Origin of the sequence: Spiroplasma endosymbiont of Amphimallon solstitiale (genome assembly GCF_964030965.1) — a bacterium.
Classification (GTDB): Bacteria; Bacillota_I; Bacilli_A; order Mycoplasmatales; family VBWQ01; genus Spiroplasma_E.
In genome coordinates, this window is sequence record NZ_OZ034999.1 from 408,344 (window position 1) to 433,850 (window position 25,507).

Consider the following 25,507-nt stretch of genomic DNA (forward strand, 5'->3'; position numbering starts at 1 on the left):
TAAAATAAAAAAAGTCATCAACTTGACTTAAAATTTGATTTTATTAAATTTTGGGATTTATTTTTTTTACAAACTGAAATATAACACATTGGATTTTTGATAAGGGGTTAATCCGTAGTGTTGATATTTTCATTTCCATAAATTGAGGTAATTTTGAATATTGGTAAATCCAATGCCATGGTAATGAGTAATAAATTCTTTTAAACTTGATTGTATTTTACTGACATTACTTAATTTTTTATAATTTAATTCTTTATTTTCTTTTGATTTAAACTGCTGGATAGTGGATTTAGTTTGTTTAGCTACTGTATCATATAATACTTGCATATCACAAACTATAATTGAATTTTCTTCGATAAGTTTCGATGTTAAGTTTTCTTGTACTCATTTTTTATTTAATCTTTTAGTATTTGTTGTTTGAGCATAGATATTTCGGTTTTCATCAATTGCCATTTGAATACAACAATTTAAATCTTTAGCATTTTCTTCAATTCATTGTTTTTTTGGATCATTTGGATCTTTAAAGTTTCCTTTATGAATTTCTTTGATAAAAGTTTCGTCAATTTCAATTCTAGCTTTTAATTTTACAAATTGATTTTGTGTTTTTACTAATTGTGTTGATTTCATAAATTTTTGACGATTAAATCAGGCAGTTTTATTTGTAGTATTAATAAATTGAGAAATAATGTAAGCAGATTGACCTAAAGTAGCTATTTGTATCAATAAATCTCATTGATCATGAGATAAATGACTTCAATAAAAATAATGATTTTTAAAAGCATGAAAAGTAATATTACAACTTTTACATTTATATCTTTGCTTATAATCTTTACTACCATATTTAGTACACAAAAAAGAACTACAATCTGGACATTGAATCCCTTTCTCTTTGAATTTTTGTTCGACTGCTTCAAATTTTTCTTTTTTCTCAATTTGTTTAATTCTAGTTTTATTTTCTCTAAAAATCTCAATAAAATCTTTATCAGACAAATTATTTAAAATTTCTTTTACTGTATTTTTATTCATTTAAAATCACCTCTTTAATATTAAAAATACCATATAAAAATATATTTTTGCTAATTTTACTAATACCACTACTTTTCTACATAATTAAAAGATTTAACTGTAGGAGACAATACAGTTAATATTAAAGTTACTTTTGGTCAATCAAAAGATGTTGCAGTTGCTGTTAATTAACTGGTGTAACAGTACACGAATAAGAAATATAATATTTTATTATACCTGAATTGTAAAATTAAAAAGGACACTTATATAAAAATTAAATTGTGTCATTTTTTTCTAATTATTTTTCAAAATTTATTTGACTATTACTATTAAAAACTGGTATTATACTTATTGGACTAAATTTTGATACACTAGGAATTGTGTTTATAATTAATTCTTTAAAATAATAAAGGAGGCTAACGATTAATGCCAACAATGAACCAACTATTACGTAGTAAAGGACGTACAGATAAAAAATACAAATCTAAATCACCAGCGTTAAATGTTTCATATAATTCATTAACAAAAACAACTTCTTCAATTAGCAGTCCGCAAAAAAAAGGTGTAGCGCTTGTAGTTACTACAAGAACACCAAAAAAACCTAACTCAGCTTTAAGAAAAATTGTTCGTGCTCGTTTAACTAACGGTATGGAAGTTACTGCTTATATTTCTGGAGAAGGTCATAATTTGCAAGAACATGCTATTGTTGGAATCCGTGGTGGAAGAGTTAAAGACTTACCTGGAGTTAGATACCATGTTATTCGTGGGTATTCTGATACTGCCGGAGTAGTAAATCGTAATCAAGGTCGTTCTAAATACGGAACTAAAAAACCAAAAGATAAAAAATAAGGAGGTAAAACTAAATGCGTAAAAATCAAGCTATTAAAAGAGAATTAGTTGCTGATCCAATTTATGATTCAAAAATTGTTACTCAATTAATTAATGCCATTATGATTGATGGTAAAAAAAGTGTAGCTCAAAAAATTGTTTATAATTCTTTTAAAATTGTTGGAGAAAAAACCCAACAAGTACCATTAGAAGTATTTGAAAAGGCAATTGCTAATATTACACCACAATTAGAAATTAAAACTCGAAGAATTGGTGGCGCAAACTATCAAGTTCCTATTGAAGTTAGTGCTACTCGTAAGATAACTTTAGCAATTCGTTGATTAGTTTCTTATTCACAAGCAAGATATGGTAATAGTATGCAAGATAAACTTGCAGCTGAGATTATGGATGCTGCTACTGGTAATGGTTCATCAATTAAAAAACGTGATGAAATTCATCGTATGGCTGAAGCTAATAAAGCCTTTGCTCACTATAAATGATAATAAAGGAGAGAGAAAATGGCAGAAAAATCAGGTCGAGAATATTCACTAGCAAATACTAGAAATATTGGAATTATGGCTCATATTGATGCTGGTAAAACTACAACAACAGAAAGAGTTTTATACCATACTGGTAAAATTCATAAAATTGGTGAGGTACATGAAGGTGCCGCAACTATGGACTGAATGGAACAAGAACAAGAACGTGGTATTACTATTACTTCAGCTGCAACAACTGCTGTTTGAAGAAATAATCGAATAAATATTATTGATACTCCGGGTCACGTTGATTTTACTGTTGAAGTTGAACGCTCATTAAGAGTTTTAGACGGAGCAGTTGCCGTATTAGACGCGCAAACTGGAGTTGAACCACAAACTGAAACTGTTTGAAATCAAGCAACTAGGTATAATGTACCAAGAATTGTTTTTGCAAATAAAATGGATAAAATTGGGGCTGACTTTGCTCATTCAATTCAAACATTAAAAGATCGTCTTGGTGCTAATGCTCATTCAATTCAATGACCAATTGGTGCAGAAGATGCTTTTGATGGAATTATTGATATAATTGAGATGAAAGCATACCATTTTGATGGTAAACCAAATGAGGATTATAAAGAAATTGCAATTCCTGAAGAACTTAAAGATGTTATTGCAAGTAGACGTGAGGAATTATTAGAAGCACTTTCTCACTTTGATGATGATTTCTTTATGAAATATGCTGAAGGAGAAGTAACGGTTGCTGAAATTAAGACAGTAATTCGTAAAGCAACAATTGCTGCTGAGTTTTTCCCAGTATTATGTGGTAGTGCCTTTAAAAATAAAGGTGTTAAATTAATGTTAGATGCAGTTATTGATTACTTGCCTTCACCATTAGATGTACCTGCAATTAAAGGAATATTACCTGTTTCATCAAAAGAAGTAGAACGTCATTCTAGTGATGAAGAACCTTTTTCAGCGTTGGCATTTAAGATCATGACTGACCCTTTTGTTGGAAGATTAACTTTTTTTAGAGTATATTCGGGAACATTAGAATCTGGTAGTTATGTATTAAACTCAACTAAAGAAAAAAAAGAGCGTGTTGGTCGAATTTTACAAATGCATGCCAATAGTCGTGCCGAAATTAAAAAGGTTTATGCTGGTGACATTGCTGCTATTGTTGGCTTAAAAGATACAACTACTGGTGATACATTATGTGATGAAAAACATGAAGTTATTTTAGAAAAAATGGTATTTCCAGAACCAGTTATTTCATTAGCGCTTGAACCTAAAACAAAAGCTGATCAAGAAAAAATGAGTTTAGGTTTACAAAAACTTGCAGAAGAAGATCCAACATTCCGTGTTTCATCAGACAAAGAAACAGGACAGACAATTATTTCAGGAATGGGAGAACTGCATTTAGACATCTTAACTGATCGTTTAAAACGTGAATTTAAAGTAGCAACTAACATTGGAAATCCACAAGTTGCTTATCGTGAAACAATTAAAGCAGTTTGTGAGCGCGCTGAGGGTAAATATATTCATCAATCAGGTGGTCGCGGCCAATATGGACATGTTATTATTAAATTTGAACCAAATCCAGATAAAGGATTTGAGTTTGTTGATAAAATTGTTGGTGGTAAAGTGCCACGTGAATACATTAAACCAGTACAAGAAGGATTAATTGAATCATTAGCTAATGGTTTAATTGCTGGATATCCAGTTATTGATGTTAAAGCAACATTATATGATGGTTCATTCCACCCTGTTGACTCTTCAGAACGTGCCTTTAATATTGCAGCTTCTAAATCTTTACAAGATAATAAAGATTTATTAAAACCAGTATTATTAGAACCAATTATGAATGTTGAAGTTATTATTCCAGATGAATATTATGGTTCTATTGTTGGTAAAATTTCTGGTAAAAGAGGTACTATTGAAGCAGATGAAATGCGTGGTAACAGTAAAGTTGTTAAAGCTAAAGTGCCTTTATCTGAAATGTTTGGTTATGCTACTGAATTACGTTCAATGACCCAAGGACGCGGAACATATACAATGTCTTTTTCACACTATGAAGAAGCACCAAAATCAGTTGCTGAAGCAGTTGCTGGTAAATATCAAAAAGGAAGAATTACTAAAAAATAAAATAATTTAATTGAAAGTATAATAACTTTACTTTAAAATTATCTTAGTGTTTAATTTAATTAAATAAAAATAAGTATTAATTATTTCCAAGGAGGAAACAAAAATGGCAGAAAAAGAAGTAAAAAAATCAAAGCCTGTATCAACAGGCCCAAAACAAAAATTTGAACGTACAAAACCGCACGTTAATGTTGGAACAATTGGTCACGTTGACCACGGAAAAACAACATTAACTGCTGCAATTACTAGTTATTGTTCAAAACATGAAGCAGATGGGTATAAAGGTATGTTTAAGGACTATGCTTCTATCGATGCTGCTCCAGAAGAAAAAGCACGTGGTATTACTATTAATACAGCTCACGTTGAATATGAAACACCAACTCGTCACTATGCACACGTTGACTGTCCAGGTCACGCTGACTACATTAAAAATATGATTACAGGTGCAGCTCAAATGGATGGTTCAGTGTTAGTTGTTTCTGCAACTGATGGTCCAATGCCACAAACACGTGAACACATTCTATTGGCACGTCAAGTTGGAGTTAAAAAAATTATTGTATTCTTAAATAAGTGTGATATGGAAAGTGTAGACGATGACGTATTAGAACTTGTTGAAATGGAAATTCGTGAATTACTAACTAAGTATGAATTTGAAGGTGATGATACACCAATTATTCGTGGTTCTGCAAGAGGAGCATTAGATGGTAAAAAAGAATGAGAAGAAAAAATTAAAGAATTATTAACAGCAATGGATGAATGAATCCCAACACCAAAAAGAGAAGTTGATAAACCAGTATTATTAGCTGTTGAAGATGTTTTCACTATTACTGGACGTGGAACAGTAGCTACTGGAAGAATTGAACGTGGAACTTTAAAAGTTAATGATGAAATTGATATTATTGGTATTAACAAAGGTCTTAAAAAAGTTGTTGTTACTGGTATTGAAATGTTCAGAAAATTATTAGATGAAGCACAAGCTGGTGATAACGTTGGAGTATTATTACGTGGAGTTAAACGTGAAGATATTCAACGTGGACAAGTTATTGCTAAACCAGGATCAGTTACTCCACATACTAAATTTAAAGGTGAAGTTTATATTCTAACTAAAGAAGAAGGTGGACGTCATACTTCATTTAATCCAGGATATCGACCACAATTTTATTTCCGTACAACTGATGTTACAGGAAGTATGGGAGACTTTATTAATAAAGGTGAAAAATCAGAATTAATTATGCCAGGTGATAACGTTACTATTACTGTTGAATTAATTCACCCAGTTGCCCTTGAGAAAGGTACTCAATTCTCAATCCGTGAAGGTGGAAGAACTGTTGGTGCTGGACAAGTTACTGAAGTTATTAAATAATCACATTAAATCAAAAATCTTTATTCTCAAAAGAGAATAAAGATTTTTAATTAAAAATATTTTAGTAGTAAAATTAATTTATAGAAAAGAGATGACAAATCAATGCCTTATGTTAAAGAGCTGGAAAGTCTAATTTTAAATCGTAAATCAATTCGTAATTATGATCCTAGTAAAATTATTAGTGATAGTAAAATTAACGATATTCTTAACTATGTGCGTCATACCCCATCTTCATATGGTTTAGAACCATGAAAAATTTTAGTTATTAGTAATTCTAAAATTAAAGCACAATTGCAACCAATCATAAATAATCAACAACAAGTTAGTACTTGTTCACATTTATTTATTTTATTAAGTTATAGTGGTGAAAATTTCAATACTAGTAATCAATGATTTGTTGATACTGTTATGAAAAGACGTAATTTAACAAAACCACAATACGAAATTTATAAATCAACATTTAATAATTTCTTTGATCATGACAAAAAAACACAAATAAATCATTGGGCACAATGTCAAACTTTTATTTTATTACAAAATCTTTTATTATTATTAACTGCTCATGAAATTGATAATGTTGTATTAGGTGGTTTTAATGAACAACAATTATTAACTTACTTAGAATCAAATAAGATTATTGAACCCAATAAGTATCATGTTACAATTTTAGTGTCTGCTGGTTATGGTTATCCATCAAAAACTAAAATTATTAAAAATGAAGTTAGTGAAATCAGTACGCTTATCAAATAAATGTATTAGAAAAGGTATTGCAATGGAAAAATTAAAAATAAATAACTTAGATATTGAATTAAATATTAATGTTATTGGTAAATTTTTAGATAAGATTGAATATCCAATTCTTATTTTTGATTTTGAGACTTTTCGTAATTTATTACATAAAAAAAAGAACAATTCGTATGCTCATGATTTTGAAAAAATTTTTTCAATTGCATTATTAATTATTAATAAAAAAGAAGATTTAAGTGTTAGTAATTTACAAAATAAAAAGTTACATTTGTTCGTTAAAACTGTTATTCCACAACCAAATATTTTAAATGAAGATTTAAAACTTGTTAAACATCAGCAACAGTTTTTTAAATTTTTAACTAATAAGTTATTAAAATATAACATTAAATCTTTGATTTTACTTGGTGCTAGAACTGAGATATTAATGCTAAAAAACTATTTGAGTTATCATAATGATGAAAGTAAATTCAAAAATAAAGTTAGTTATTTTTTTCAAAAACATAAAATTTTTGATTTATATGACATTTGAAATAATGATCAAGTTTTAAATTTACCTTTATATAAAAAAGGTTTACATCTTGATGTTGGTGCTACTAAAAAAACTTCAATACTAATTAAAAATAATAATGATTATTGTAAAATATTAAAAGAACAATTTTCATTAACAAATAATAATATTGGAAGAATTATTGATCAATATTTTTTTAATAATATTTGTTTATTACCTAGTTTTACTACGCAAGTAGCAAATCATAATCAAAATGATGTTTTAATTGGCGCTGCAATCTTATCATTACTTTATACTTTTTGTGATAAATATTAAGAAAATAAAAAATATTAATTATTTAAATTAATATTTTTTATTACATTTTATTTTTTTAGTTCAAATTTTTTGGTATTTGTGAATTATATATTGTTGTATTTGTTGATAAAGACATTAAATTATTAATTTCATTAACATTTAATCTTGTTTCACTATTTGAACTTACATCTTGAGTTTCTAAATTATCATTATTATTTGTTAATTTAAGTAAATTTTGAAATTGTTCTTCAAGTTCTGTTTTAGATTGACTAATTAAATAAGTATTTTCAAACACTGATTTTTTGCAAGGATATCAATATCCATCTTCATCTCAAATTAAAACATCTTCTTTAGTATATTGTACTTCTTTTTTAGTACCATTTGGACCCCAAGGTAGTGATAATTCTCCACTTTTATTATCTTTATTAAGATTAACTATTTTTATTTTAGAATCGGGATTTGCTCAAGCTTCCCCCTTACTTATATTATTAATAACTGGAATATAAGTAGTTTTAAATTTTTTTTGGTTAAGAACCTGTTTAGAATCTTTTCGAAAATAATGTAAAATGATTATATATTTTAAAATAAGAGGTATATATGCATAAAAATTATCCAAGTCATGTCACCAAAGAACAATTTGAGAACATAAAATCAATTTTAGAAAATAGCAAAAAGAAAACAAAACCAAGAAGTTTAGATTTATATGAAGTATTTTGTGCAATTTTATATGTATCCTGAATTGTAAAATTAAAAAGGACACTTATATAAAAATTAAATTGTGTTAATTCTATAATTAAGAAAAGAAAGGAATTAGCACAATGTATAAGTATCTGACTATTGAATCAATAATAGCAATAAAAGAATATAAAAGTTATGGATTTTCGATTCGTAAAATAGCAAAAGCCATTGATTATAGTAAATCAACTGTACATAGAGTTTGTAGATTATTAAATCAAAACTTATTACCATTAGAAATATTGAATAAAATTCAAAAAAATAAACAAAATGCAGGTAGAAAATTAATAATTTTAACTTTAATAGAAATTAATACTATTAATCATTTGTTAATTACTAAAAATTATGCTCTTGATATAATTGCTAATTTTTTAAAGGAAAATAAAATAAAAAGTATTTCAACAAAAACTTTATATAACATGTTTAAAACAAATCGAATGGGTTTTGATGAAAATAACTTATTGAGAAAAGGAAAAAATAAACCTCACAAACAAAAAGAAACTAGGGGCAGAATTAATAATTGTAAGTCTATTCATGAAAGAAATTTAATCATTCCTAATATTAAAAATATAGAAGAATTTTTTAATTATGTAGAAAAGTATGGATGACCAAAAATTATTCATCAATTTACACTTAAAATATTATTTTTAATTAAAAATTTGTTAAAAGTAACATTATTTAGTGTAAAAATTCTCTAAAAATAACACTTTATCATGTATCATTACTTTTCTACAAAATTAAAGGAAGAATTTGGTCATTTAGAGGGTGATACTATCATTGGTAAAGATCATAAAAGTTCTATTATTACTTTAGCTGATATATGATCAAAAACCACAATTCCTTTAGCAACTAAAAATAATAAATCAGAAAATATTACAAAAAGTATAATAAAATTTATTTCAAAGTTACAAAAAGGAACAGTTAAAACTATTACTTTTGATCGTGGTAAAGAATTTAGTAAATGAAAATTAATCGAAAAAAATTGTAATGTTAAGATTTATTTTGCAGATCCTGGTAAACCTTGTCAAAGAGGTTTAAATGAAAATAATAATGGTATTTTAAGAAGATATTTACCAAAATCTACAGATCTATCTTCATATAAACAAAAAGATTTAAATACTATAGCATTTCAAATTAATTCTACACCCAGAAAATCACTATCTTATAAAAGACCAATAGATTTAATACAATTATTTTAAAAAACTGTCCCATTTATATTTACAATTCAGGTTTTTTAAAAATATTTTTGTAATTAAATTATTATATATAATTGTAAATTTATGAGTAAAAGTAGCAATATTATAAATTAAAATAATAATTTTATGATTTACTAACACCCAAACTAATACCTAATATAAGGTGTACTTATGCTATAATTACTATAGTATATTGTTGACTCTTCGTTAAAATTAAGTTTGAAAAGGAGTACTAACTATGAAAATTGGAATTATTGGAGCATCAGGAAAATCAGGACTTGCCTTAACTAAAGAAGCTTTAAAACAGGGATATCAAGTTGTTGCCATTACTAGAAATCCTATTAAAATGCCAATTCTTAATAATGATAATCGATTGACCATTAAAAAAGCTGATCTTACTAATAAAAGTAGTATTAAAGCGGTTGTTAATGATGTTAATATTTTAATTAGTGCTTACGGCCCTACTATTGATAATCCCCAAAATATTCATCAGCAAGTTGCTAAAAACTTAATTACTATCATGCATGAATGTCAAAATATTAAAAGGTTATTAATTGTTGGTGGTGCTGGTAGTTTGTTAGATGATAAGAATGAAATATTAGTAGAAACAAGTGCATTTCCTGAAGCATGAAAAGAGCATGCACAACAACAAGTTCAAGCATTAGCTACTTATCGTAGCAGTGACATTAATTGAACATATTTCAGCCCTTCTTTATACTATGACCCAGAATTATCAACTTTAGGTAAATTTAAAATTGGTAACAATCACTTAATTGTTAATAAAGAAGGAAAAAGTGAAATTAGTTATGGTGATGCTGCAATTGCTATTATTAATGAGATTAAAGAAAAAAAATTTATTAAAAAACGTTTTACAGCGGGTTATAATTAATATTTTGTTTGAAAGGATATTAGACAAATGGTAAAACTTACAAAAGAACAAATTTTACAAAAAACGATAACTCTAAATAATGGTGTCAAAATTCCTCAATTTGGATTAGGGACATATTTAATGGTTGATAGTAAATCTATTTATAATTCAGTAATTTGTGCTTTGCAAAATGGTTATCGTCATATTGATACTGCAGAATATTATAAAAACGAGGAGATAATTGGTAATGCAATTAAAGATTTTTTAGCAGAAAATCCAGAAGTTAGAAGGGAAGATTTATTTATTACTTCTAAAATTTGAAATGACAATCATGAATATGAACTTACTAAAGATGTTTTGCGTGGTATCCTGACTCGTTTAAAACTAGATTATTTAGATTTATGTTTAATTCATTGACCAACTAAACAAAGTTTTGAATGTTGAAGAGCCTTAGAAGAATTTTATGAATATGGTAAAGTTAGGGCAATTGGTGTTTCAAATTTTAATAGTTCACAATTGAAAGATTTTTTAAAAAAAATAAAAATAAAACCAGCAATTAATCAAATTGAAACACATCCTGGTTTTAATCAAAAAAACACAATAGATTTTGTTACGAGAATAATATTGCTGTTACTTCATGAAGAACAATGCTAGGTGGTAGAGCAGATGAAATACCATTATTACAAGAATTAGCAAATAAATACAAGGTTACTACTAGTCACATTGCTTTAAGATGAGCTTGACAATTGGGTCAAGTAGTTATTCCTAAATCAACTAATCCAGAGCGAATTATTAGTAATCCCGATATTGGGGGTTTTGAACTAACAGGAGAAGAAATGTTAAAAATTCAAAAATTACCACAAACTGCTTTAGGGCCACAATCTAATGATAAAAAATTTTGAAAAGGAATTATGATAGATTAAATTTAAAAAGGGGGTTAAATAATTGTGATTTGAAATGATACAACTAAGGAATTAGCAAAAAAATTAAATACTAATTTTGTTACAGGTTTAACTGAAGAAGCTGCAGCTCAATTGCTAATAGAAACAGGACCTAATCAATTACCAGTTACGAAAAAAAAGCCAATTTGAAAAATAGTTTTAGCACATTTTATTGAACCATTTGTTTTAGTATTAATTGCATTAGCAATTATTGCTACTGTTATTGGTCAATGACAAGAAGCATTAGTTGTTTTTTTAATTGTAATTGTTGATGCTACTTTGGCTACTTATCAAGAAGTAAAAGCTGCAGCTTCTTTGGACTCTTTAAAGAAATTAGTTTCTTCACAAGCACTAGTAATTCGTAATGGTAATAAATACGATATTGATGCTAAAGATTTAGTGGTAGGTGATTTGGTTTATTTGGATGCGGGAATGTTTGTACCTGCTGATCTGCGTATTATTCAGTCTTATAATTTACGTACTAATGAATCACTTTTAACTGGTGAATCAACCTTAATTAGTAAAACTACTGAAGCATTAACTGAAGAAAAATTATCAATTGGTGAAAGAACTAATCTTGCTTTTATGTCTACTTCTATTGCGACAGGTAGTGGTCTTGGTTTAGTTTATGCAACAGCAAAAACTTCTGAAATTGGAAAAATAACTAAGTTATTACAAGAAGAAAAAGAACCTAAATCACCATTAACGCGACAAATGTCTTTTTTAATTAGAATAATTTCAGTTTTTGCTTTATTATTAGGTTTAGCTATGTTTTTACTACAATTTTTCTTAATTAAAGTACCTGCTATTAATGCTTTAATTTTTGGAATTGCTTTAACAATAGCAGTAATACCTGAAGGTTTGCAAGTTATTGTTACCGTTTCATTATCACTGGGAAGTTCAAGAATGGCAAAAAAACATGCTATTGTTAAACATTTACCTGCTGTTGAAACATTAGGTCAAGTTGACATTATTTGTTCTGATAAAACTGGAACTTTAACACAAAATAAAATGACTGTTAAAAAATATTATTTAACAAAATCAGTTAATGATAGTAATGACTTTAAAAAGAAAACTAAGCAAGAACAATTATTTTTAGATTGTTTAGTACTATGTAATAATAGTGAAGTTAGTAAAAATAAAACTATTGGTGATCCAACAGAAGCAGCACTTATTAATTGATCAGAAACATTAAAGTTTCCAACAAAGGCACTTAGTGATAAACATACTCGAGTTCATGAAATACCTTTTGATTCCAATCGTAAATTAATGTCAACAATTAATGAATACGATAAAGAAACTTATGTTTTTGTTAAAGGTGCGGTTGATAATATGATTAATATTTGTACTCATGCGCTTATTAATAACGAAAGGGTAGTATTAACTGCACAAATTAAAAAAGAAATAATTGCAAGTATGGAAGAAATGTCAAATTCAGCATTACGTGTTTTAGGAGCAAGTTATAAAACTGTTAATAATACGAAAGATTATAGTAATATTAGTGAAATTGAAAGTAATTTAACTTTTTTAGGATTAGTTGGAATGATTGATCCGCCAAGAAACGAAGTTAAAGATTCTTTAGTTAAAACTAAAAAAGCAGGTATTGATACAATTATGATTACTGGTGATCATTTAAATACTGCTGTTGCTATTGGTCAAGAATTAGGTTTGATTGAAAATAAAACACAAGCACTTAGTGGTAATACGATTGATGATATTCCAGAAGAATCATTTAATGCTAATATTAATCAATATCGAGTTTTTGCTCGTGTTTCTCCTGAACATAAAGTTAAGATTGTTAAAGCATTACAGAGTCATAATAAGGTTGTTTCGATGACTGGTGATGGTGTTAATGATGCTCCTAGTTTAAAAGCGGCAGATATTGGAGTAGCGATGGGTATTACGGGAACCGATGTTGCTAAAGAATCTTCACAAATAATATTAACTGATGATAATTTTGCTACTATTGTTGATGCTATTGAAGAAGGGCGCAATATTTACAGTAAAATTAAAAGAATTGTTATTTTTATTTTAATTACTAATATGGCCCAAGTATTTTCAATTGTTATTGGTGCTATTTTTGGATGAAATGAATTATTACAACCAATTCAAATTTTATGAATTAATTTAATTGTTGAATCTGTTATTGCAATTCCAATGTCAATGGGACCTAATAACCCTGATTTAATGCTTAGAAAACCAACAAAACGGAATGATAGAATTCTTACTGGTAGTTGAGGATTTATTGGTATTGTTAGTATAATATTAAGTACCTTGTTACTATTAGCTTTTCATTTTTTACCTCAAATTTTACATGAAAATAATAGTGAAGGTTTTGTTTTTGTTTTTGTTATAATGACTAATGCTCCTGTTTTTTATGCATTTTCTTTTGTTTCAGGTGCTAATACAAGTATTTTTAATAAGATTACTTGAAAAAATAAATATATTTGAGTTGCGGCGATTAGTGCTTTTGCTATTAATACTTTTATTATTTTTACACCTGTTGTTAGCAATGCTTTTGGTATTGGTGCTGGTTTTCGTGCAGTTGATTGATTACTTTGTATTGCTTTATCAACAATACCAATGTGATTATTAGAAATGTATAAAGGAATTAGACTTTTAGTTAATAAATTAATTAAAAAAGAACAAAATAAAGTAAAAGTTAAATAATATAGAATGGAAAATTAATAATGAGAATTATTCCCTATGAATTATTTAGTTATACACCAGATATGAGTTTAACTGCATTACGTAAGGAATTACTAATGTATGATCATTGTTTAAATAAAAAAATTACAAATATGGCAATGCAACCATTTTTAGATTTGGAACGCAACTACTTTAATTTACTTTTATGTAAATGAGAATTAGAAATGCAAAAACGAAATCATTATGTTAATTCATTATTTAAATGTTATACTAAATACAATGATTTTGAATTTGTTGCAACTCCTGATTTTTTAATTATTGAATGTTGCATACAATGAGATTTAAAAGGTTTTCAGCCATATAAATGTAATTTAAACTGATTTGAAATTATGATGATGACAATTAAAAATAAGGATAAAATAAATAAAGATTTTTATGAACAACTTTCTTTGTGGTATAAAGAAATGTTTATGAAAATTAATAACAATGGTTCTTTTAAACCTAAGAAATTAAATATGAATATTGTTTTTGAAAAAATAAATAATTTTTTATTGGAAGTGTAATTTAAGTTATATTTTTAATTTCTTTGATTTTCTCGTTTATCTCCATTAACTAAAGAATATTATTTATTATTAAAAGTAATTGAGTTTAATTTGAAATTAATTAGTTTATATCATCCTTCGCCATAGATAGCAAAAGTAGTTTTACCTTATCAAGTATATAGGGACTACGTCCCTCGCCACTACGTGGCTCACCCAAATTATAGTCGCAGTAGGTTCACTGCGACTATAACTATTTTTATTTATCTTTATTTTTAGGTTTATCTTTCTTCTTTAAAATATTATCCAATTTATCCAAACCAGCAGACTTAATATCACTATAAGTCATATCAATACTACTTGCTTCTTTAAGGTATTTCTTAGGTGACAATTCACTTTTAAGTTCATGCACATAATGTAAAGCACGTGAATTATACCTTTTTAACCAGTGTCTAGGAAAAAATAAAGTCATAGCCATTGCTTCACCACTATAACTTGGAGGCATAATACCTTTCTTAATCATTTTTTTTATTCTGCGCCGTGAAAACACTACTTTATTATAATCATCAATATTAGTATATAAATTAAGATTAAATATAACAACAAAGCCCAAAAAACGCATACGTTTAACTTGCACAACATACTCTACTTTTTCTCTTGCTTGTACTGGTATTCTATTAGGGTGTTGTTCAATTAAATACATTGTACCATTAAACATATGACCTATTAATTTACAAAATTGTCCTAAACTTTCTTGTTGATTTTTAAACTGCATTCCTAAATCATTAGAATTTATCTTTAATGCTAATTCATCTAAAATTATTAAATCTTGTTCCTCAAAAGCATAATTACTTGCTAACTGATTAAAAGTAAAAACATCATTATAATTAACCAAATAAGAATAACCATTTTTTAATTTAATAGGAAAAGGACTAACTACTCGTTTTTTATGAGTTTGTGCTAAACAACAAGCAAGAGCAGATTTACCAGTTCTTGGAGGTGCTGAAATAATATAACTACCAACTCGTTTTAAAATTTTAACATTACGAATAGTTATACAAATTGGATAAATAATCATAATTAAAGCTATAACTAATAACACATAACCATATCAAGGCATAATAAACTCCTAACCTACAATTAAAGTAATTGCTCTAACAAACAATCATAAAGGTATAATATTTTCTATTCCACTAACAATATCAACATTTAAAGCAGTACTAATCGTATCTGAAAAAATGTGTCGTAATAAACTATCTGTTGTAAAAAGAAATTGTCTTAATGGCTCAACTGGTAAAACTTTGCCAACAACTCCATAAAGTACTCATCTAAAAGCATTACGTAAATGACCAAAAACATCATATCAACTTGGTCTTTCATACTCAGGGTTAAATGGACTATTTGGTGGCACTGGCGTTATATTTTCACTTGAAAAAATATTGATTTGACCAAAATTCAACTGTGGTGAAAAAGTTGGTCTAATTGATTCACCATGAACATCAAAAAATACCTTTAATTTTGTAGAAAAGTAATGATACATGATAAAGTGTTATTTTTAGAGAATTTTTACACTAAATAATGTTACTTTTAACAAATTTTTAATTAAAAATAATATTTTAAGTGTAAATTGATGAATAATTTTTGGTCATCCATACTTTTCTACATAATTAAAAAAAATACTGTTAAATGTCTTAAATTTGGAACACGAATAGGCATAGTAACAAAATTATATAAATCTTGTTGATAAATATCATTATCCACTTTACCTTTAAAAACATATTTTGTATCACCAACATAATCTAAAAAACTAAAAGTAAAATTAGCAGTAAAAGTTTTAAAATATTCATATTCAAAATAAAACATAAAACCTTGAATATAAAAACTCAAAGGTTTATCAATTTCAAAATTTAACTGTGTTTGAAAATTTATAATACTTTTACCAGTATTAACAAAATTTAAATTATTAGTATTATTTTTTGCAACATAATTATGATTAAACATAATACGTGAAAATTCATCTAATTGTTTTCTATTAAAAGTATAAACGCCAGTGCCCATATCTATCATTTGTGACGGAACACCAACTGTATCACTATAATAATAACACGTATATAAACCTTCATTATTACCTATAAATTCACCACTTACTAATTTTAAATCCGGTTGGTCAACATCAAAATAAGCAGAATTTCACTTTAATTTTGTAGAAAAGTAATGATACATGATAAAGTGTTATTTTTAGAGAATTTTTACACTAAATAATGTTACTTTTAACAAATTTTTAATTAAAAATAATATTTTAAGTGTAAATTGATGAATAATTTTTGGTCATCCATACTTTTCTACATAATTAAAAGAATTTCATGGTATTGTTGCTCAATCATCAAAATTATGATACTTAACATGTTTAACCATTTCTTTTGTAATATCATAATTAACGACATTAGGGTCATTTGAAGCAATTAAACTAGTTGGTGCTTGAACAGAAGTATTTACAACAAAAAACAATTTAGCAAACTTAAATCACATAATTATTTACCAAACAAACATTTTAAAATTCATCATAAACCATAAAATATAATAAATCCAATAAAAAACTGTGTTCCATAAACTACTAAATTTCATAAAATAGTAGTAAATTGGTCAACTGGACTTCCTATAAACATAGTTCAATAATCAACTATACATTGATGTATTTTATTGTAAATATCTCAAACACTCATAACTAACACCTACCCAAACAATGACCTAAAAATAAATTTAATACTACGATAAATAAAATTAAAAAATACACCTAATACTAACCAAAAAGTCAAATTAAACAAAATATAAACTTCATCAGTAATATTAGTTTGATTTAAAAATATACCAATATCATTACTAGAAAATATAAAAATTAAATGCAATATACTATTCACAAAATCACTCATAATTAAGTACCTACAAACTTCCCTTTTTTATTTTCAACACCCTTAGCCTTATTTATTAAACGTTTTCTTTCATGTTGTTTAGCAATTTGCTTACCAACAAATCTTGAACTACCTTTAATATTTCTATAACTTTGCTTTACAGTACCCGATGTAGAAACTGGCTGAATATCAATATTTAAAAAAACTGACATAGCAAACTTTATTAAAAGAATAAAAACAACAAAAGTTCCCAAATTAAAACCTAAATCTGCCATTGGCAAATTTCAAAATTTCATAAAAATTTGTCCAAATAATTCTAAAACTTTTGAAATAAAAGCAACACCCATAATAAACTACTCCTATATTATTTTTAATAACCTGAATTGTAAAATTAAAAAGGACACTTATATAAAAATTAAATTGTGTTAATTCTATAATTAAGAAAAGAAAGGAATTAGCACAATGTATAAGTATCTGACTATTGAATCAATAATAGCAATAAAAGAATATAAAAGTTATGGATTTTCGATTCGTAAAATAGCAAAAGCCATTGATTATAGTAAATCAACTGTACATAGAGTTTGTAGATTATTAAATCAAAACTTATTACCATTAGAAATATTGAATAAAATTCAAAAAAATAAACAAAATGCAGGTAGAAAATTAATAATTTTAACTTTAATAGAAATTAATACTATTAATCATTTGTTAATTACTAAAAATTATGCTCTTGATATAATTGCTAATTTTTTAAAGGAAAATAAAATAAAAAGTATTTCAACAAAAACTTTATATAACATGTTTAAAACAAATCAAATGGGTTTTGATGAAAATAACTTATTGAGAAAAGGAAAAAATAAACCTCACAAACAAAAAAAACTAGGGGCAGAATTAATAATTGTAAGTCTATTCATGAAAGAAATTTAATCATTCCTAATATTAAAAATATAGAAGAATTTGGTCATTTAGAGGGTGATACTATCATTGGTAAAGATCATAAAAGTTCTATTATTACTTTAGCTGATATATGATCAAAAACCACAATTCCTTTAGCAACTAAAAATAATAAATCAGAAAATATTACAAAAAGTATAATAAAATTTATTTCAAAGTTACAAAAAGGAACAGTTAAAACTATTACTTTTGATCGTGGTAAAGAATTTAGTAAATGAAAATTAATCGAAAAAAATTGTAATGTTAAGATTTATTTTGCAGATCCTGGTAAACCTTGTCAAAGAGGTTTAAATGAAAATAATAATGGTATTTTAAGAAGATATTTACCAAAATCTACAGATCTATCTTCATATAAACAAAAAGATTTAAATACTATAGCATTTCAAATTAATTCTACACCCAGAAAATCACTATCTTATAAAAGACCAATAGATTTAATACAATTATTTTAAAAAACTGTCCCATTTATATTTACAATTCAGGTAATTATATAAATGAATAATATTAAGAAAATATTCAAATATTTTCTTAATATTATTTTGATTTATTAATTTGATTCAATATTCTACTTGCATCTAAATTAAATGGTATTACAATAATTTCATAGTGAATAATTTCGCGATTAGGGTATCCAAATTTTGTCACTATTTCTTTAAAACTTAGATGAAATAGTGTTGCTAATTCTAATGTTTCAAATGCTTTATATTTTATGTCATCACTTTGATTTGTTTTATATTTTAATAAATAAATTTCTTTGAGTTTTATTTTCATTTCATTTTTATTGCCATTCATTTTTTTTACCTCTCAAACTTATATATATAATTTAACAAGTAAATTATATATAAATTATATCATTTTACTTAATTCATATTTAGTATTTTTTATTAAAAAATTTTAATAAATATACAATAAAAATATGATTATGAAAACGTAGGTGATTTTGCAATAATATCATCATTAATTTTTTCTATATTCTCATTCTCATTTATATCTTTTATATCATCATCATTTAGTGTTGCTTCTTTTCCTAAATTTTGATTTCATTTTTCAATTTTTAAGATATGTATTTTAATCTTTGTCATTCTCAATCCCCTCTTAATAAAAAACCTTGTATGAATAAATTATACAAAAAATTTTTTTTACTTTTAAAAATATAAATTTTTATTATAAGAATATTAAATAAAAATTAAATAAAATATTGTTTTAATTATGTAGAAAAGTATGGATGACCAAAAATTATTCATCAATTTACACTTAAAATATTATTTTTAATTAAAAATTTGTTAAAAGTGACATTATTTAGTGTAAAAATTCTCTAAAAATAACACTTTATCATGTATCATTACTTTTCTACAAAATTAAAGAAATATTGTTATTATATATTGCAATCGTGCTTGAACAAATATATAATATCTCTGTTGCTCTTTTTGGGACTATAGCTCAGCTGGTTAGAGCGCACGCTTGATAAGCGTGAGGTCGATGGTTCAAGTCCATTTAGTCCCACCATTATATGTGAAATTATGAAATAAACAGTTTTGTTTATTTTTTTTTATTTAAATCAAATTAAAAATTACCTGAATTGTAAAATTAAAAAGGACACTTATATAAAAATTAAATTGTGTTAATTCTATAATTAAGAAAAGAAAGGAATTAGCACAATGTATAAGTATCTGACTATTGAATCAATAATAGCAATAAAAGAATATAAAAGTTATGGATTTTCGATTCGTAAAATAGCAAAAGCCATTGATTATAGTAAATCAACTGTACATAGAGTTTGTAGATTATTAAATCAAAACTTATTACCATTAGAAATATTGAATAAAATTCAAAAAAATAAACAAAATGCAGGTAGAAAATTAATAATTTTAACTTTAATAGAAATTAATACTATTAATCATTTGTTAATTACTAAAAATTATGCTCTTGATATAATTGCTAATTTTTTAAAGGAAAATAAAATAAAAAGTATTTCAACAAAAACTTTATATAACATGTTTAAAACAAATCGAATGGGTTTTGATGAAAATAACTTATTGAGAAAAGGAAAAAATAAACCTCACAAACAAAAAGAAACTAGGGGCAGAATTAATAATTGTAAGTCTATTCATGAAAGAAATTTAATCATTCCTAATATTAAAAATATAGAAGAATTCTTTAATTTTGTAGAAAAGTAATGATACATGATAAAGTGTTATTTTTAGAGAATTTTTACACTAAATAATGTTATTTTTAACAAATTTTTAATTAAAAATAATATTTTAAGTGTAAATTGATGAATAATTTTTGGTCATCCATACTTTTCTACATAATTAAAAGAAGAATTTGGTCATTTAGAGGGTGATACTATCATTGGTAAAGATCATAAAAGTTCTATTATTACTTTAGCTGATATATGATCAAAAACCACAATTCCTTTAGCAACTAAAAATAATAAATCAGAAAATATTACAAAAAGTATAATAAAATTTATTTCAAAGTTACAAAAAGGAACAGTTAAAACTATTACTTTTGATCGTGGTAAAGAATTTAGTAAATGAAAATTAATCGAAAAAAATTGTAATGTTAAGATTTATTTTGCAGATCCTGGTAAACCTTGTCAAAGAGGTTTAAATGAAAATAATAATGGTATTTTAAGAAGATATTTACCAAAATCTACAGATCTATCTTCATATAAACAAAAAGATTTAAATACTATAGCATTTCAAATTAATTCTACACCCAGAAAATCACTATCTTATAAAAGACCAATAGATTTAATACAATTATTTTAAAAAACTGTCCCATTTATATTTACAATTCAGGATAGATAAAAAATTTTCAGTAGATGTTAATGAAAATCGTTTATTGGTAAATATTAAAACTGAAGCACAAGTTGCAGAAGTATTAGCAATTGCTTTAAATGCTAATATTATCATTACTTATTTAAAACCATATACTGTTGATTTGCAAACAATGTATGAACGAATTGTTATGGAAGCTAATGATAAAAATAAGAAGGGAGAAAAATAATGCCAATATTTCGTTATACTTTTAAAAAGATGATTGCTACTCCTTCAACTTGAATTATTTTTATTATAACTTTAATTTTTCTTGCTTTATCTTGGTCTTTAATTTCGTTATTTGTGGGTTCTGAAGCAATAAAACAATTAACTTATGATCAAGCATTAAATTTTTATGTACCACAATGAAAAATATTATCATTCTCGGTACTTTTATCAATTATGATTTTTGTATTTATTTCAGTTAAAGCAACACAAGTTTTTCGTGATGAAATTGATGATGGTACTTTATTGATTTTAGTATCAAAGCCAGTTAGTAGAACTAGAATTTGAACTGAAAAGTTATTATCTTTACAAGTGGTAATTATTTTATACTTATTTTTATCTATTTTTATTGCTAGTTTTGTTATTACTATTCCTGGCATTGGTAGTTCAACTATTTATAGTGCGGTATTTCCTTATTTGTGAATTTTATTTGGTGTTGCTATTATTTTTGATTTAATTATTTCTTCAATTGCTATTTTATTTTCATTAATTTTAAATGCTAAGGCTTTAGTTGCAATTATGATTGGAATGGCTGCTTTATTCAATATTTTTGCGACATTAATTAATGGTTTAGTAACATTTGATCCTACATATTATGTTGTTTCACAGTCATTAGCAGTTTATAATAATGTAAAAGCTAAATTAGATAAAACTGATATTGATTGAATTAATGATGTATATAGAAAAGACCCAACAACTACTATTGAATCTATTCATAAGGCTATGGTTAGTATTTACGATGCATATATTAAAGAAGTTAAGTATCCTAATAATTATGATTATCAAAAAGAACAAACAACAGTATTAGCAATTAAGAATGGTAGTACTAGTACTCCACCAACTGCTGATGCTCCTAAGGACTTGGTTACTCATATTTACAATATTGGTAATGCTTTTCGTCAATGAAAAGAACAAAGTTTTGAAGAATTAATGACAGGTGAAAAAGTTGGACTAGATAACCTTGGTCCCAAAAGATCAAATGGTGTTGGTAGCAATAATGTTGATTATTCAGTAAATCTTATGATTACGGGTTTAAATACATCTCTTTCTCAATCACAATATGATGCTCTTAATACTAAGACATCACAAGTTAAAGCAATGCGTTATTTAAATATTTTTTATCAATTAAAATATATTTGAGATGGAATATCGACTGAACAAAGTTCAATCTTTGCTTATCCAAGTGAGTATGCTATGACAGCAGATTCTTATTTAGTTAGTTTTAATAAAGTTAACACAAATTATCAAGTTGATACCAATAAAGCAACTAATAGTAAAATTCTTAATTTTCCAGTTTTATTGACTGTCTATGTTTTGCTTGGTATTGGTTTATTGAGTGCTTCATGATTAGTATTTAATCGTAGAGATTTTACTTAGTAGTTTAGTATCTTTTATAAAAAATCAACATCAAAGATGTTGATTTTTTATATATTAAATTTCAAACCTCATTATTTAAATGATGTAAAATTATTATTATAATATAGAGTAAATTAATGATAAGGGTGAAATTATGAAAATTAGTGGATTTAAAATTAATAATAGAGCAAATCCACATAAAATTAGTAATTTTTTTGCTACTAAAAAATGGTATTTATTAGCATTAATGATTATTATTCCGGCAGTATTGCAACAAATATTATCAGCATCAATGAATTTACTAGATAATATTATGGTTGGAGAATTAAAGGATAGTTTTATTAGTGGAATGAACATATTAGGGATATTTTTACTTCATTAGGACTTTGAGATAATTGAAGTTGATGAAAAGATAATGGTTTAGAACATTTTTATCATTTGCAATATTCAGCAGGACAAATTGCTGTTTCGGGAGTTACTGCTTCTAATCAAATTTTTGTTATTATTTATGCCGTTATGGGAGGTTTTATCAACGGTGTTAGTATTTTTGGTGCTCAATTTTATGGAGCTGGAAGATATGGTTCTTTAAGACAAACAGTAAGAATGAGAATTATTTTTGGATTTTTAATTGGAGTAATAGTTATTATTTTATCTTATACAGTAGGTGAATATTTAATTTCTTATACTACTAGTCCTAGTAGTGCATTGGATAAATTTAATCAATTATGTGCTGCTAAAGGATTAAATCTTAATGATATTAATGAGTTAAAGGACATTTTAAATTATAATCATCCTTTTAGTGAAAATTCACTTATTGATTTTATGAATGTTCATAATATTGATAAAAATGATCCCCAATTTGTACAAATTATTTTACGTTATTATGAATTTCATTCAGCATCTTTAGCAACAGCACAAGGTATTGATTATAATCAATGAATTGTTTTTTCTTATCCATTGTTAGGAATAAACTTTGCTTTTGTTTCAGTATTTCGTGAAACAAAACGTGGTTATATTCCATTAATATTAACTTTTGTTTCAGTATTTATTAACTTTTTATTAAATTTATTATTAATTAATGGTATTGGTGCAGTTGCAGGAATTGGAGCACGAGGTTCAGCAGTTGCTACTTTAACAGCGAGAATTGCTCAGTTGGCATTAATTAGTGGTTTTATTATATGAAAGAAATATGAATTTCAACCAAAAGTTTTGAAAATGTTTAAGATTAGGGGTGATTTATTTAAAAAAATTATAATTAAAACATGGCCATTAATGTTAAATGATTTATTATTTGCAGTTGCTACGACAATGATTATTAGATTAATTTCGCAATGAAGCTTTGAAGCATTAAGTGGTTCGGCAATTGCTTCCACGATTAATACCATGTTCTATACTTTATATATTGGATTTGGTATTGCTTCTTCGGTGTTAATTGCCAATCGTTTAGGTGCCGATGATTTGATTGGTGCTAAATATAATGCTAAACATTTAATTAGGTTAGGTTTTTTTGTATCATTATTTTTTGCTGGCTTATTAGTTTTATCTTCATTTTTTTTATCACAATTATTATTTAATGCAACAACAGAAGCCTTACGAATTTCTAGTTGAATGATGCGTGTTGATGCTATAGTTTTTAGTGCTTATACTATTTTGTATACTTGTATTTATGCATTTCGTGCTGGTGGCTTAGCAATTACTGTTTTACTTGTTGATAGTTGTTTTACTTGATGTTTTTCAATATTAATTTTATTTATTGAGGTACATTATAGTCCTTTAGATATTGTTTATATTTATGCTATTATGCGTTCTTGTGATGTTCTTAAGATGGTTATTGCTTTATTTATTTATCATCGTGGTAAATGAGTAAGAAATTTAGCAAGTAGTATGAATAAAGTATATCCAGAATCTCCACCAGTAATTGATATACCAAAAGCAAAAGATAAAGTTGATATTGCTAATTTCTAAAGATTGAAAATTTCTTTAATATATAATTTAAATAAACGCCTTTTATGGCGTTTATTTAAATATGTTTAATTTTTAAAATTTTACTATTCTTGAATTAGTTGGCTTTATTCTTTGCTTATAATTTTTTGTTGGAATATCATTTTCATATTTACGTAGTGTTTGTTCTCAAGGGATGTCCTTTTCTTTTTGTTTATTAATGGGGTTAGATATTTGTAGTTTTGGTTGTATTTTTAGAGGTACTGAAATATCTGAATTTAAAGAATCTGTTGATGTGGATTTTGAATTAAAACCTTCATCACTACTGTTAGATAATAATTGATTTTTCAAATCACAAATTTTTTCAGTAAGTTGAAATATTTCTGATTCAAATTGTTCAACCATTTGCTCATTGACTTCGACAATTGTTTCTTTTTCTTGCTGTTCTTTTTGATTTATTAAATCAATTAATAAATTATTGTTATTATTTAACAAATTATTTTTATCTTCTAATAATTTGTTTTCATGTTCAGTTATTTGATTAATATTAGTTATTAAATTTGCGTATTTTGTTTGTTTTTCAATATAATTTGAATTTAAAATATTAATTTTTTGTTGATTATTTAATTTTGTTTTTTTAAATAATTCACAATTTATTTCTTCTGTTTCAATTAAATTATTAATACTTTTATTTTTATTTATTTTTCCAAATGAAAAAAGATTAATAAAAAAATTTTTAATTTTGTTAATTTTTTGTTCCTTTAATTTATAGACTTGAATATTAAATTGAAATACTTTATCTTCTATTTCTTTATTTTGTTTAATTCAAAATTGAATAGTTTTTTGATAATTATTAATTTCTTTTTCAATTTTCTCACTTTTTTCAATAAGTTTTATTTTTTCTTCTTTTAAATTTAGTAATTGTTTTTTAATTTTTTCTATAGTTTCATAATTTATTAAATATGTTTTGTTAGTAAATAATTGTTCTTTTTTAATTGTTTTCATTTTG

General features: G+C 25.5%; 27 protein-coding genes, 1 tRNA gene and 7 pseudogenes. 21 read left to right on the forward strand and 14 right to left on the reverse strand.

The window, feature by feature from the left end:
- Positions 1-66 precede the first annotated feature (66 nt).
- Positions 67-1,026 (reverse strand): transposase-like zinc-binding domain-containing protein, encoded by a 960-nt coding sequence (locus AAHH39_RS02570; RefSeq protein ID WP_342217612.1) that lies wholly within the window; start codon positions 1,024-1,026, stop codon positions 67-69.
- Positions 1,027-1,431: 405 nt separating this feature from the next.
- Between AAHH39_RS02570 and rpsL the strand changes: the two genes are divergently transcribed.
- The 6 genes from rpsL to AAHH39_RS02600 all read left to right on the forward strand — a co-directional run bounded on the left by rpsL (position 1,432) and on the right by AAHH39_RS02600 (position 7,384).
- Complete coding sequence (rpsL, locus tag AAHH39_RS02575) at positions 1,432-1,854, forward strand: 30S ribosomal protein S12 (RefSeq protein WP_342218734.1); 423 nt, start codon at positions 1,432-1,434, stop codon at positions 1,852-1,854.
- A gap of 14 nt (positions 1,855-1,868) precedes the next feature.
- Positions 1,869-2,336, forward strand: a complete 468-nt coding sequence (gene rpsG, locus AAHH39_RS02580) for a 30S ribosomal protein S7 (RefSeq protein WP_174481359.1) — start codon at positions 1,869-1,871, stop codon at positions 2,334-2,336.
- A 15-nt stretch (positions 2,337-2,351) separates the two neighbouring features.
- Entirely contained in the window at positions 2,352-4,454 is a 2,103-nt protein-coding gene (fusA, locus tag AAHH39_RS02585; RefSeq protein ID WP_338975629.1) for an elongation factor G, read from the forward strand.
- Positions 4,455-4,557: 103 nt separating this feature from the next.
- Entirely contained in the window at positions 4,558-5,814 is a 1,257-nt protein-coding gene (gene tuf, locus AAHH39_RS02590) for an elongation factor Tu (RefSeq protein ID WP_342218735.1), read from the forward strand.
- 102 nt (positions 5,815-5,916) lie between these two features.
- Positions 5,917-6,564 carry a nitroreductase family protein gene (locus AAHH39_RS02595; RefSeq protein ID WP_252320126.1) on the forward strand — a complete coding sequence of 216 codons (648 nt, stop codon included), beginning with the start codon at positions 5,917-5,919 and terminating at the stop codon, positions 6,562-6,564.
- Positions 6,565-6,586: 22 nt separating this feature from the next.
- The gene (locus tag AAHH39_RS02600; protein WP_342218736.1) at positions 6,587-7,384 is read left to right on the forward strand and encodes a hypothetical protein; all 798 of its coding nucleotides are present in this window, start codon (positions 6,587-6,589) and stop codon (positions 7,382-7,384) included.
- Positions 7,385-7,439: 55 nt separating this feature from the next.
- On the opposite strand, the gene AAHH39_RS02605 is transcribed toward AAHH39_RS02600, so the two are convergent.
- Positions 7,440-7,979, reverse strand: a complete 540-nt coding sequence (locus AAHH39_RS02605; protein WP_342218737.1) for a hypothetical protein — start codon at positions 7,977-7,979, stop codon at positions 7,440-7,442.
- Here AAHH39_RS02605 and AAHH39_RS02610 point away from each other — a divergent pair.
- The 8 genes and pseudogenes from AAHH39_RS02610 to AAHH39_RS02645 form a co-directional block, all read left to right on the forward strand.
- Positions 7,961-8,095: pseudogene (locus tag AAHH39_RS02610) on the forward strand (IS5/IS1182 family transposase); the annotation flags it as partial. The gene AAHH39_RS02605 and the pseudogene AAHH39_RS02610 overlap by 19 nt on opposite strands.
- A gap of 86 nt (positions 8,096-8,181) precedes the next feature.
- Positions 8,182-8,670: pseudogene (locus AAHH39_RS02615) on the forward strand (helix-turn-helix domain-containing protein); the annotation flags it as partial.
- 171 nt (positions 8,671-8,841) lie between these two features.
- A pseudogene (locus AAHH39_RS02620) lies at positions 8,842-9,297 on the forward strand (IS30 family transposase); the annotation flags it as partial.
- Between the two features lie 235 nt (positions 9,298-9,532).
- On the forward strand, positions 9,533-10,183 hold the full coding sequence (locus AAHH39_RS02625) for an NAD(P)-dependent oxidoreductase (protein WP_342218739.1): 651 nt from the start codon (positions 9,533-9,535) through the stop codon (positions 10,181-10,183).
- Positions 10,184-10,210: 27 nt separating this feature from the next.
- Positions 10,211-10,816 (forward strand): aldo/keto reductase, encoded by a 606-nt coding sequence (locus AAHH39_RS02630; protein WP_342218740.1) that lies wholly within the window; start codon positions 10,211-10,213, stop codon positions 10,814-10,816.
- Positions 10,810-11,085 (forward strand): aldo/keto reductase, encoded by a 276-nt coding sequence (locus tag AAHH39_RS02635; protein WP_342218741.1) that lies wholly within the window; start codon positions 10,810-10,812, stop codon positions 11,083-11,085. The genes AAHH39_RS02630 and AAHH39_RS02635 overlap by 7 nt, the downstream gene beginning before the upstream one ends.
- 24 nt (positions 11,086-11,109) lie before the next feature.
- Positions 11,110-13,773 (forward strand): cation-translocating P-type ATPase, encoded by a 2,664-nt coding sequence (locus AAHH39_RS02640; RefSeq protein WP_342218742.1) that lies wholly within the window; start codon positions 11,110-11,112, stop codon positions 13,771-13,773.
- A gap of 20 nt (positions 13,774-13,793) precedes the next feature.
- The gene (locus AAHH39_RS02645; protein ID WP_342218743.1) at positions 13,794-14,315 is read left to right on the forward strand and encodes a hypothetical protein; all 522 of its coding nucleotides are present in this window, start codon (positions 13,794-13,796) and stop codon (positions 14,313-14,315) included.
- 235 nt (positions 14,316-14,550) lie between these two features.
- On the opposite strand, the gene AAHH39_RS02650 is transcribed toward AAHH39_RS02645, so the two are convergent.
- The 7 genes and pseudogenes from AAHH39_RS02650 to AAHH39_RS02675 form a co-directional block, all read right to left on the reverse strand.
- Positions 14,551-15,411, reverse strand: coding sequence for a hypothetical protein (locus AAHH39_RS02650; protein ID WP_342218744.1), 861 nt, complete (start codon positions 15,409-15,411; stop codon positions 14,551-14,553).
- Positions 15,412-15,420: 9 nt separating this feature from the next.
- Complete coding sequence (locus AAHH39_RS02655; RefSeq protein WP_342218745.1) at positions 15,421-15,831, reverse strand: hypothetical protein; 411 nt, start codon at positions 15,829-15,831, stop codon at positions 15,421-15,423.
- 15 nt (positions 15,832-15,846) lie between these two features.
- Positions 15,847-15,963 (reverse strand): annotated as a pseudogene (locus AAHH39_RS13250) (IS30 family transposase); the annotation flags it as partial.
- A complete protein-coding gene (locus AAHH39_RS02660; RefSeq protein WP_342218746.1) occupies positions 15,951-16,514 on the reverse strand; it encodes a hypothetical protein in 564 nt (187 codons plus the stop codon). The gene AAHH39_RS02660 and the pseudogene AAHH39_RS13250, both read right to left, overlap by 13 nt.
- Before the next feature lie 15 nt (positions 16,515-16,529).
- Positions 16,530-16,820, reverse strand: coding sequence for a hypothetical protein (locus AAHH39_RS02665; RefSeq protein ID WP_342218747.1), 291 nt, complete (start codon positions 16,818-16,820; stop codon positions 16,530-16,532).
- Between the two features lie 2 nt (positions 16,821-16,822).
- On the reverse strand, positions 16,823-17,014 hold the full coding sequence (locus AAHH39_RS02670; RefSeq protein ID WP_342218748.1) for a hypothetical protein: 192 nt from the start codon (positions 17,012-17,014) through the stop codon (positions 16,823-16,825).
- Positions 17,015-17,223: 209 nt separating this feature from the next.
- A complete protein-coding gene (locus AAHH39_RS02675) occupies positions 17,224-17,547 on the reverse strand; it encodes a hypothetical protein (RefSeq protein ID WP_342218749.1) in 324 nt (107 codons plus the stop codon).
- A gap of 115 nt (positions 17,548-17,662) precedes the next feature.
- On the opposite strand from AAHH39_RS02675, the pseudogene AAHH39_RS13255 reads away from it, so the two are divergent.
- Positions 17,663-18,606, forward strand: a pseudogene (locus AAHH39_RS13255) (IS30 family transposase).
- Between the two features lie 82 nt (positions 18,607-18,688).
- Here the strand turns inward: AAHH39_RS13255 and AAHH39_RS02685 are convergent.
- Together AAHH39_RS02685 and AAHH39_RS02690 are read right to left on the reverse strand one after the other, a co-directional pair.
- Positions 18,689-18,946 (reverse strand): hypothetical protein, encoded by a 258-nt coding sequence (locus tag AAHH39_RS02685; RefSeq protein ID WP_281748997.1) that lies wholly within the window; start codon positions 18,944-18,946, stop codon positions 18,689-18,691.
- 128 nt (positions 18,947-19,074) lie between these two features.
- The gene (locus tag AAHH39_RS02690) at positions 19,075-19,236 is read right to left on the reverse strand and encodes a hypothetical protein (protein WP_252319474.1); all 162 of its coding nucleotides are present in this window, start codon (positions 19,234-19,236) and stop codon (positions 19,075-19,077) included.
- 347 nt (positions 19,237-19,583) lie between these two features.
- Here AAHH39_RS02690 and AAHH39_RS02695 point away from each other — a divergent pair.
- Both AAHH39_RS02695 and AAHH39_RS02700 read left to right on the forward strand, forming a co-directional pair.
- A tRNA-Ile gene (locus tag AAHH39_RS02695) sits at positions 19,584-19,660 on the forward strand.
- Between the two features lie 152 nt (positions 19,661-19,812).
- A pseudogene (locus AAHH39_RS02700) lies at positions 19,813-20,301 on the forward strand (helix-turn-helix domain-containing protein); the annotation flags it as partial.
- A 53-nt stretch (positions 20,302-20,354) separates the two neighbouring features.
- Here the strand turns inward: AAHH39_RS02700 and AAHH39_RS02705 are convergent.
- Positions 20,355-20,507 (reverse strand): hypothetical protein, encoded by a 153-nt coding sequence (locus tag AAHH39_RS02705; RefSeq protein WP_342218751.1) that lies wholly within the window; start codon positions 20,505-20,507, stop codon positions 20,355-20,357.
- Here AAHH39_RS02705 and AAHH39_RS13260 point away from each other — a divergent pair.
- Positions 20,473-20,928 (forward strand): annotated as a pseudogene (locus AAHH39_RS13260) (IS30 family transposase); the annotation flags it as partial. The gene AAHH39_RS02705 and the pseudogene AAHH39_RS13260 overlap by 35 nt on opposite strands.
- Here AAHH39_RS13260 and AAHH39_RS02710 read toward each other — a convergent pair.
- On the reverse strand, positions 20,920-21,072 hold the full coding sequence (locus AAHH39_RS02710) for a hypothetical protein (RefSeq protein ID WP_342218752.1): 153 nt from the start codon (positions 21,070-21,072) through the stop codon (positions 20,920-20,922). The pseudogene AAHH39_RS13260 and the gene AAHH39_RS02710 overlap by 9 nt on opposite strands.
- Positions 21,073-21,165: 93 nt before the next feature.
- On the opposite strand from AAHH39_RS02710, the gene AAHH39_RS02715 reads away from it, so the two are divergent.
- The 3 genes from AAHH39_RS02715 (at position 21,166) to AAHH39_RS02725 (ending at position 24,522) form a co-directional block, all read left to right on the forward strand.
- Positions 21,166-22,578, forward strand: a complete 1,413-nt coding sequence (locus tag AAHH39_RS02715) for an ABC transporter permease (RefSeq protein WP_342218753.1) — start codon at positions 21,166-21,168, stop codon at positions 22,576-22,578.
- 133 nt (positions 22,579-22,711) lie between these two features.
- Positions 22,712-22,939 carry a hypothetical protein gene (locus AAHH39_RS02720; RefSeq protein ID WP_342218754.1) on the forward strand — a complete coding sequence of 76 codons (228 nt, stop codon included), beginning with the start codon at positions 22,712-22,714 and terminating at the stop codon, positions 22,937-22,939.
- Positions 22,940-22,995: 56 nt separating this feature from the next.
- Positions 22,996-24,522, forward strand: coding sequence for an MATE family efflux transporter (locus AAHH39_RS02725; RefSeq protein ID WP_342218755.1), 1,527 nt, complete (start codon positions 22,996-22,998; stop codon positions 24,520-24,522).
- A gap of 72 nt (positions 24,523-24,594) precedes the next feature.
- On the opposite strand, the gene AAHH39_RS02730 is transcribed toward AAHH39_RS02725, so the two are convergent.
- Positions 24,595-25,503 carry a hypothetical protein gene (locus AAHH39_RS02730; RefSeq protein WP_342218756.1) on the reverse strand — a complete coding sequence of 303 codons (909 nt, stop codon included), beginning with the start codon at positions 25,501-25,503 and terminating at the stop codon, positions 24,595-24,597.
- Positions 25,504-25,507: the final 4 nt, after the last annotated feature.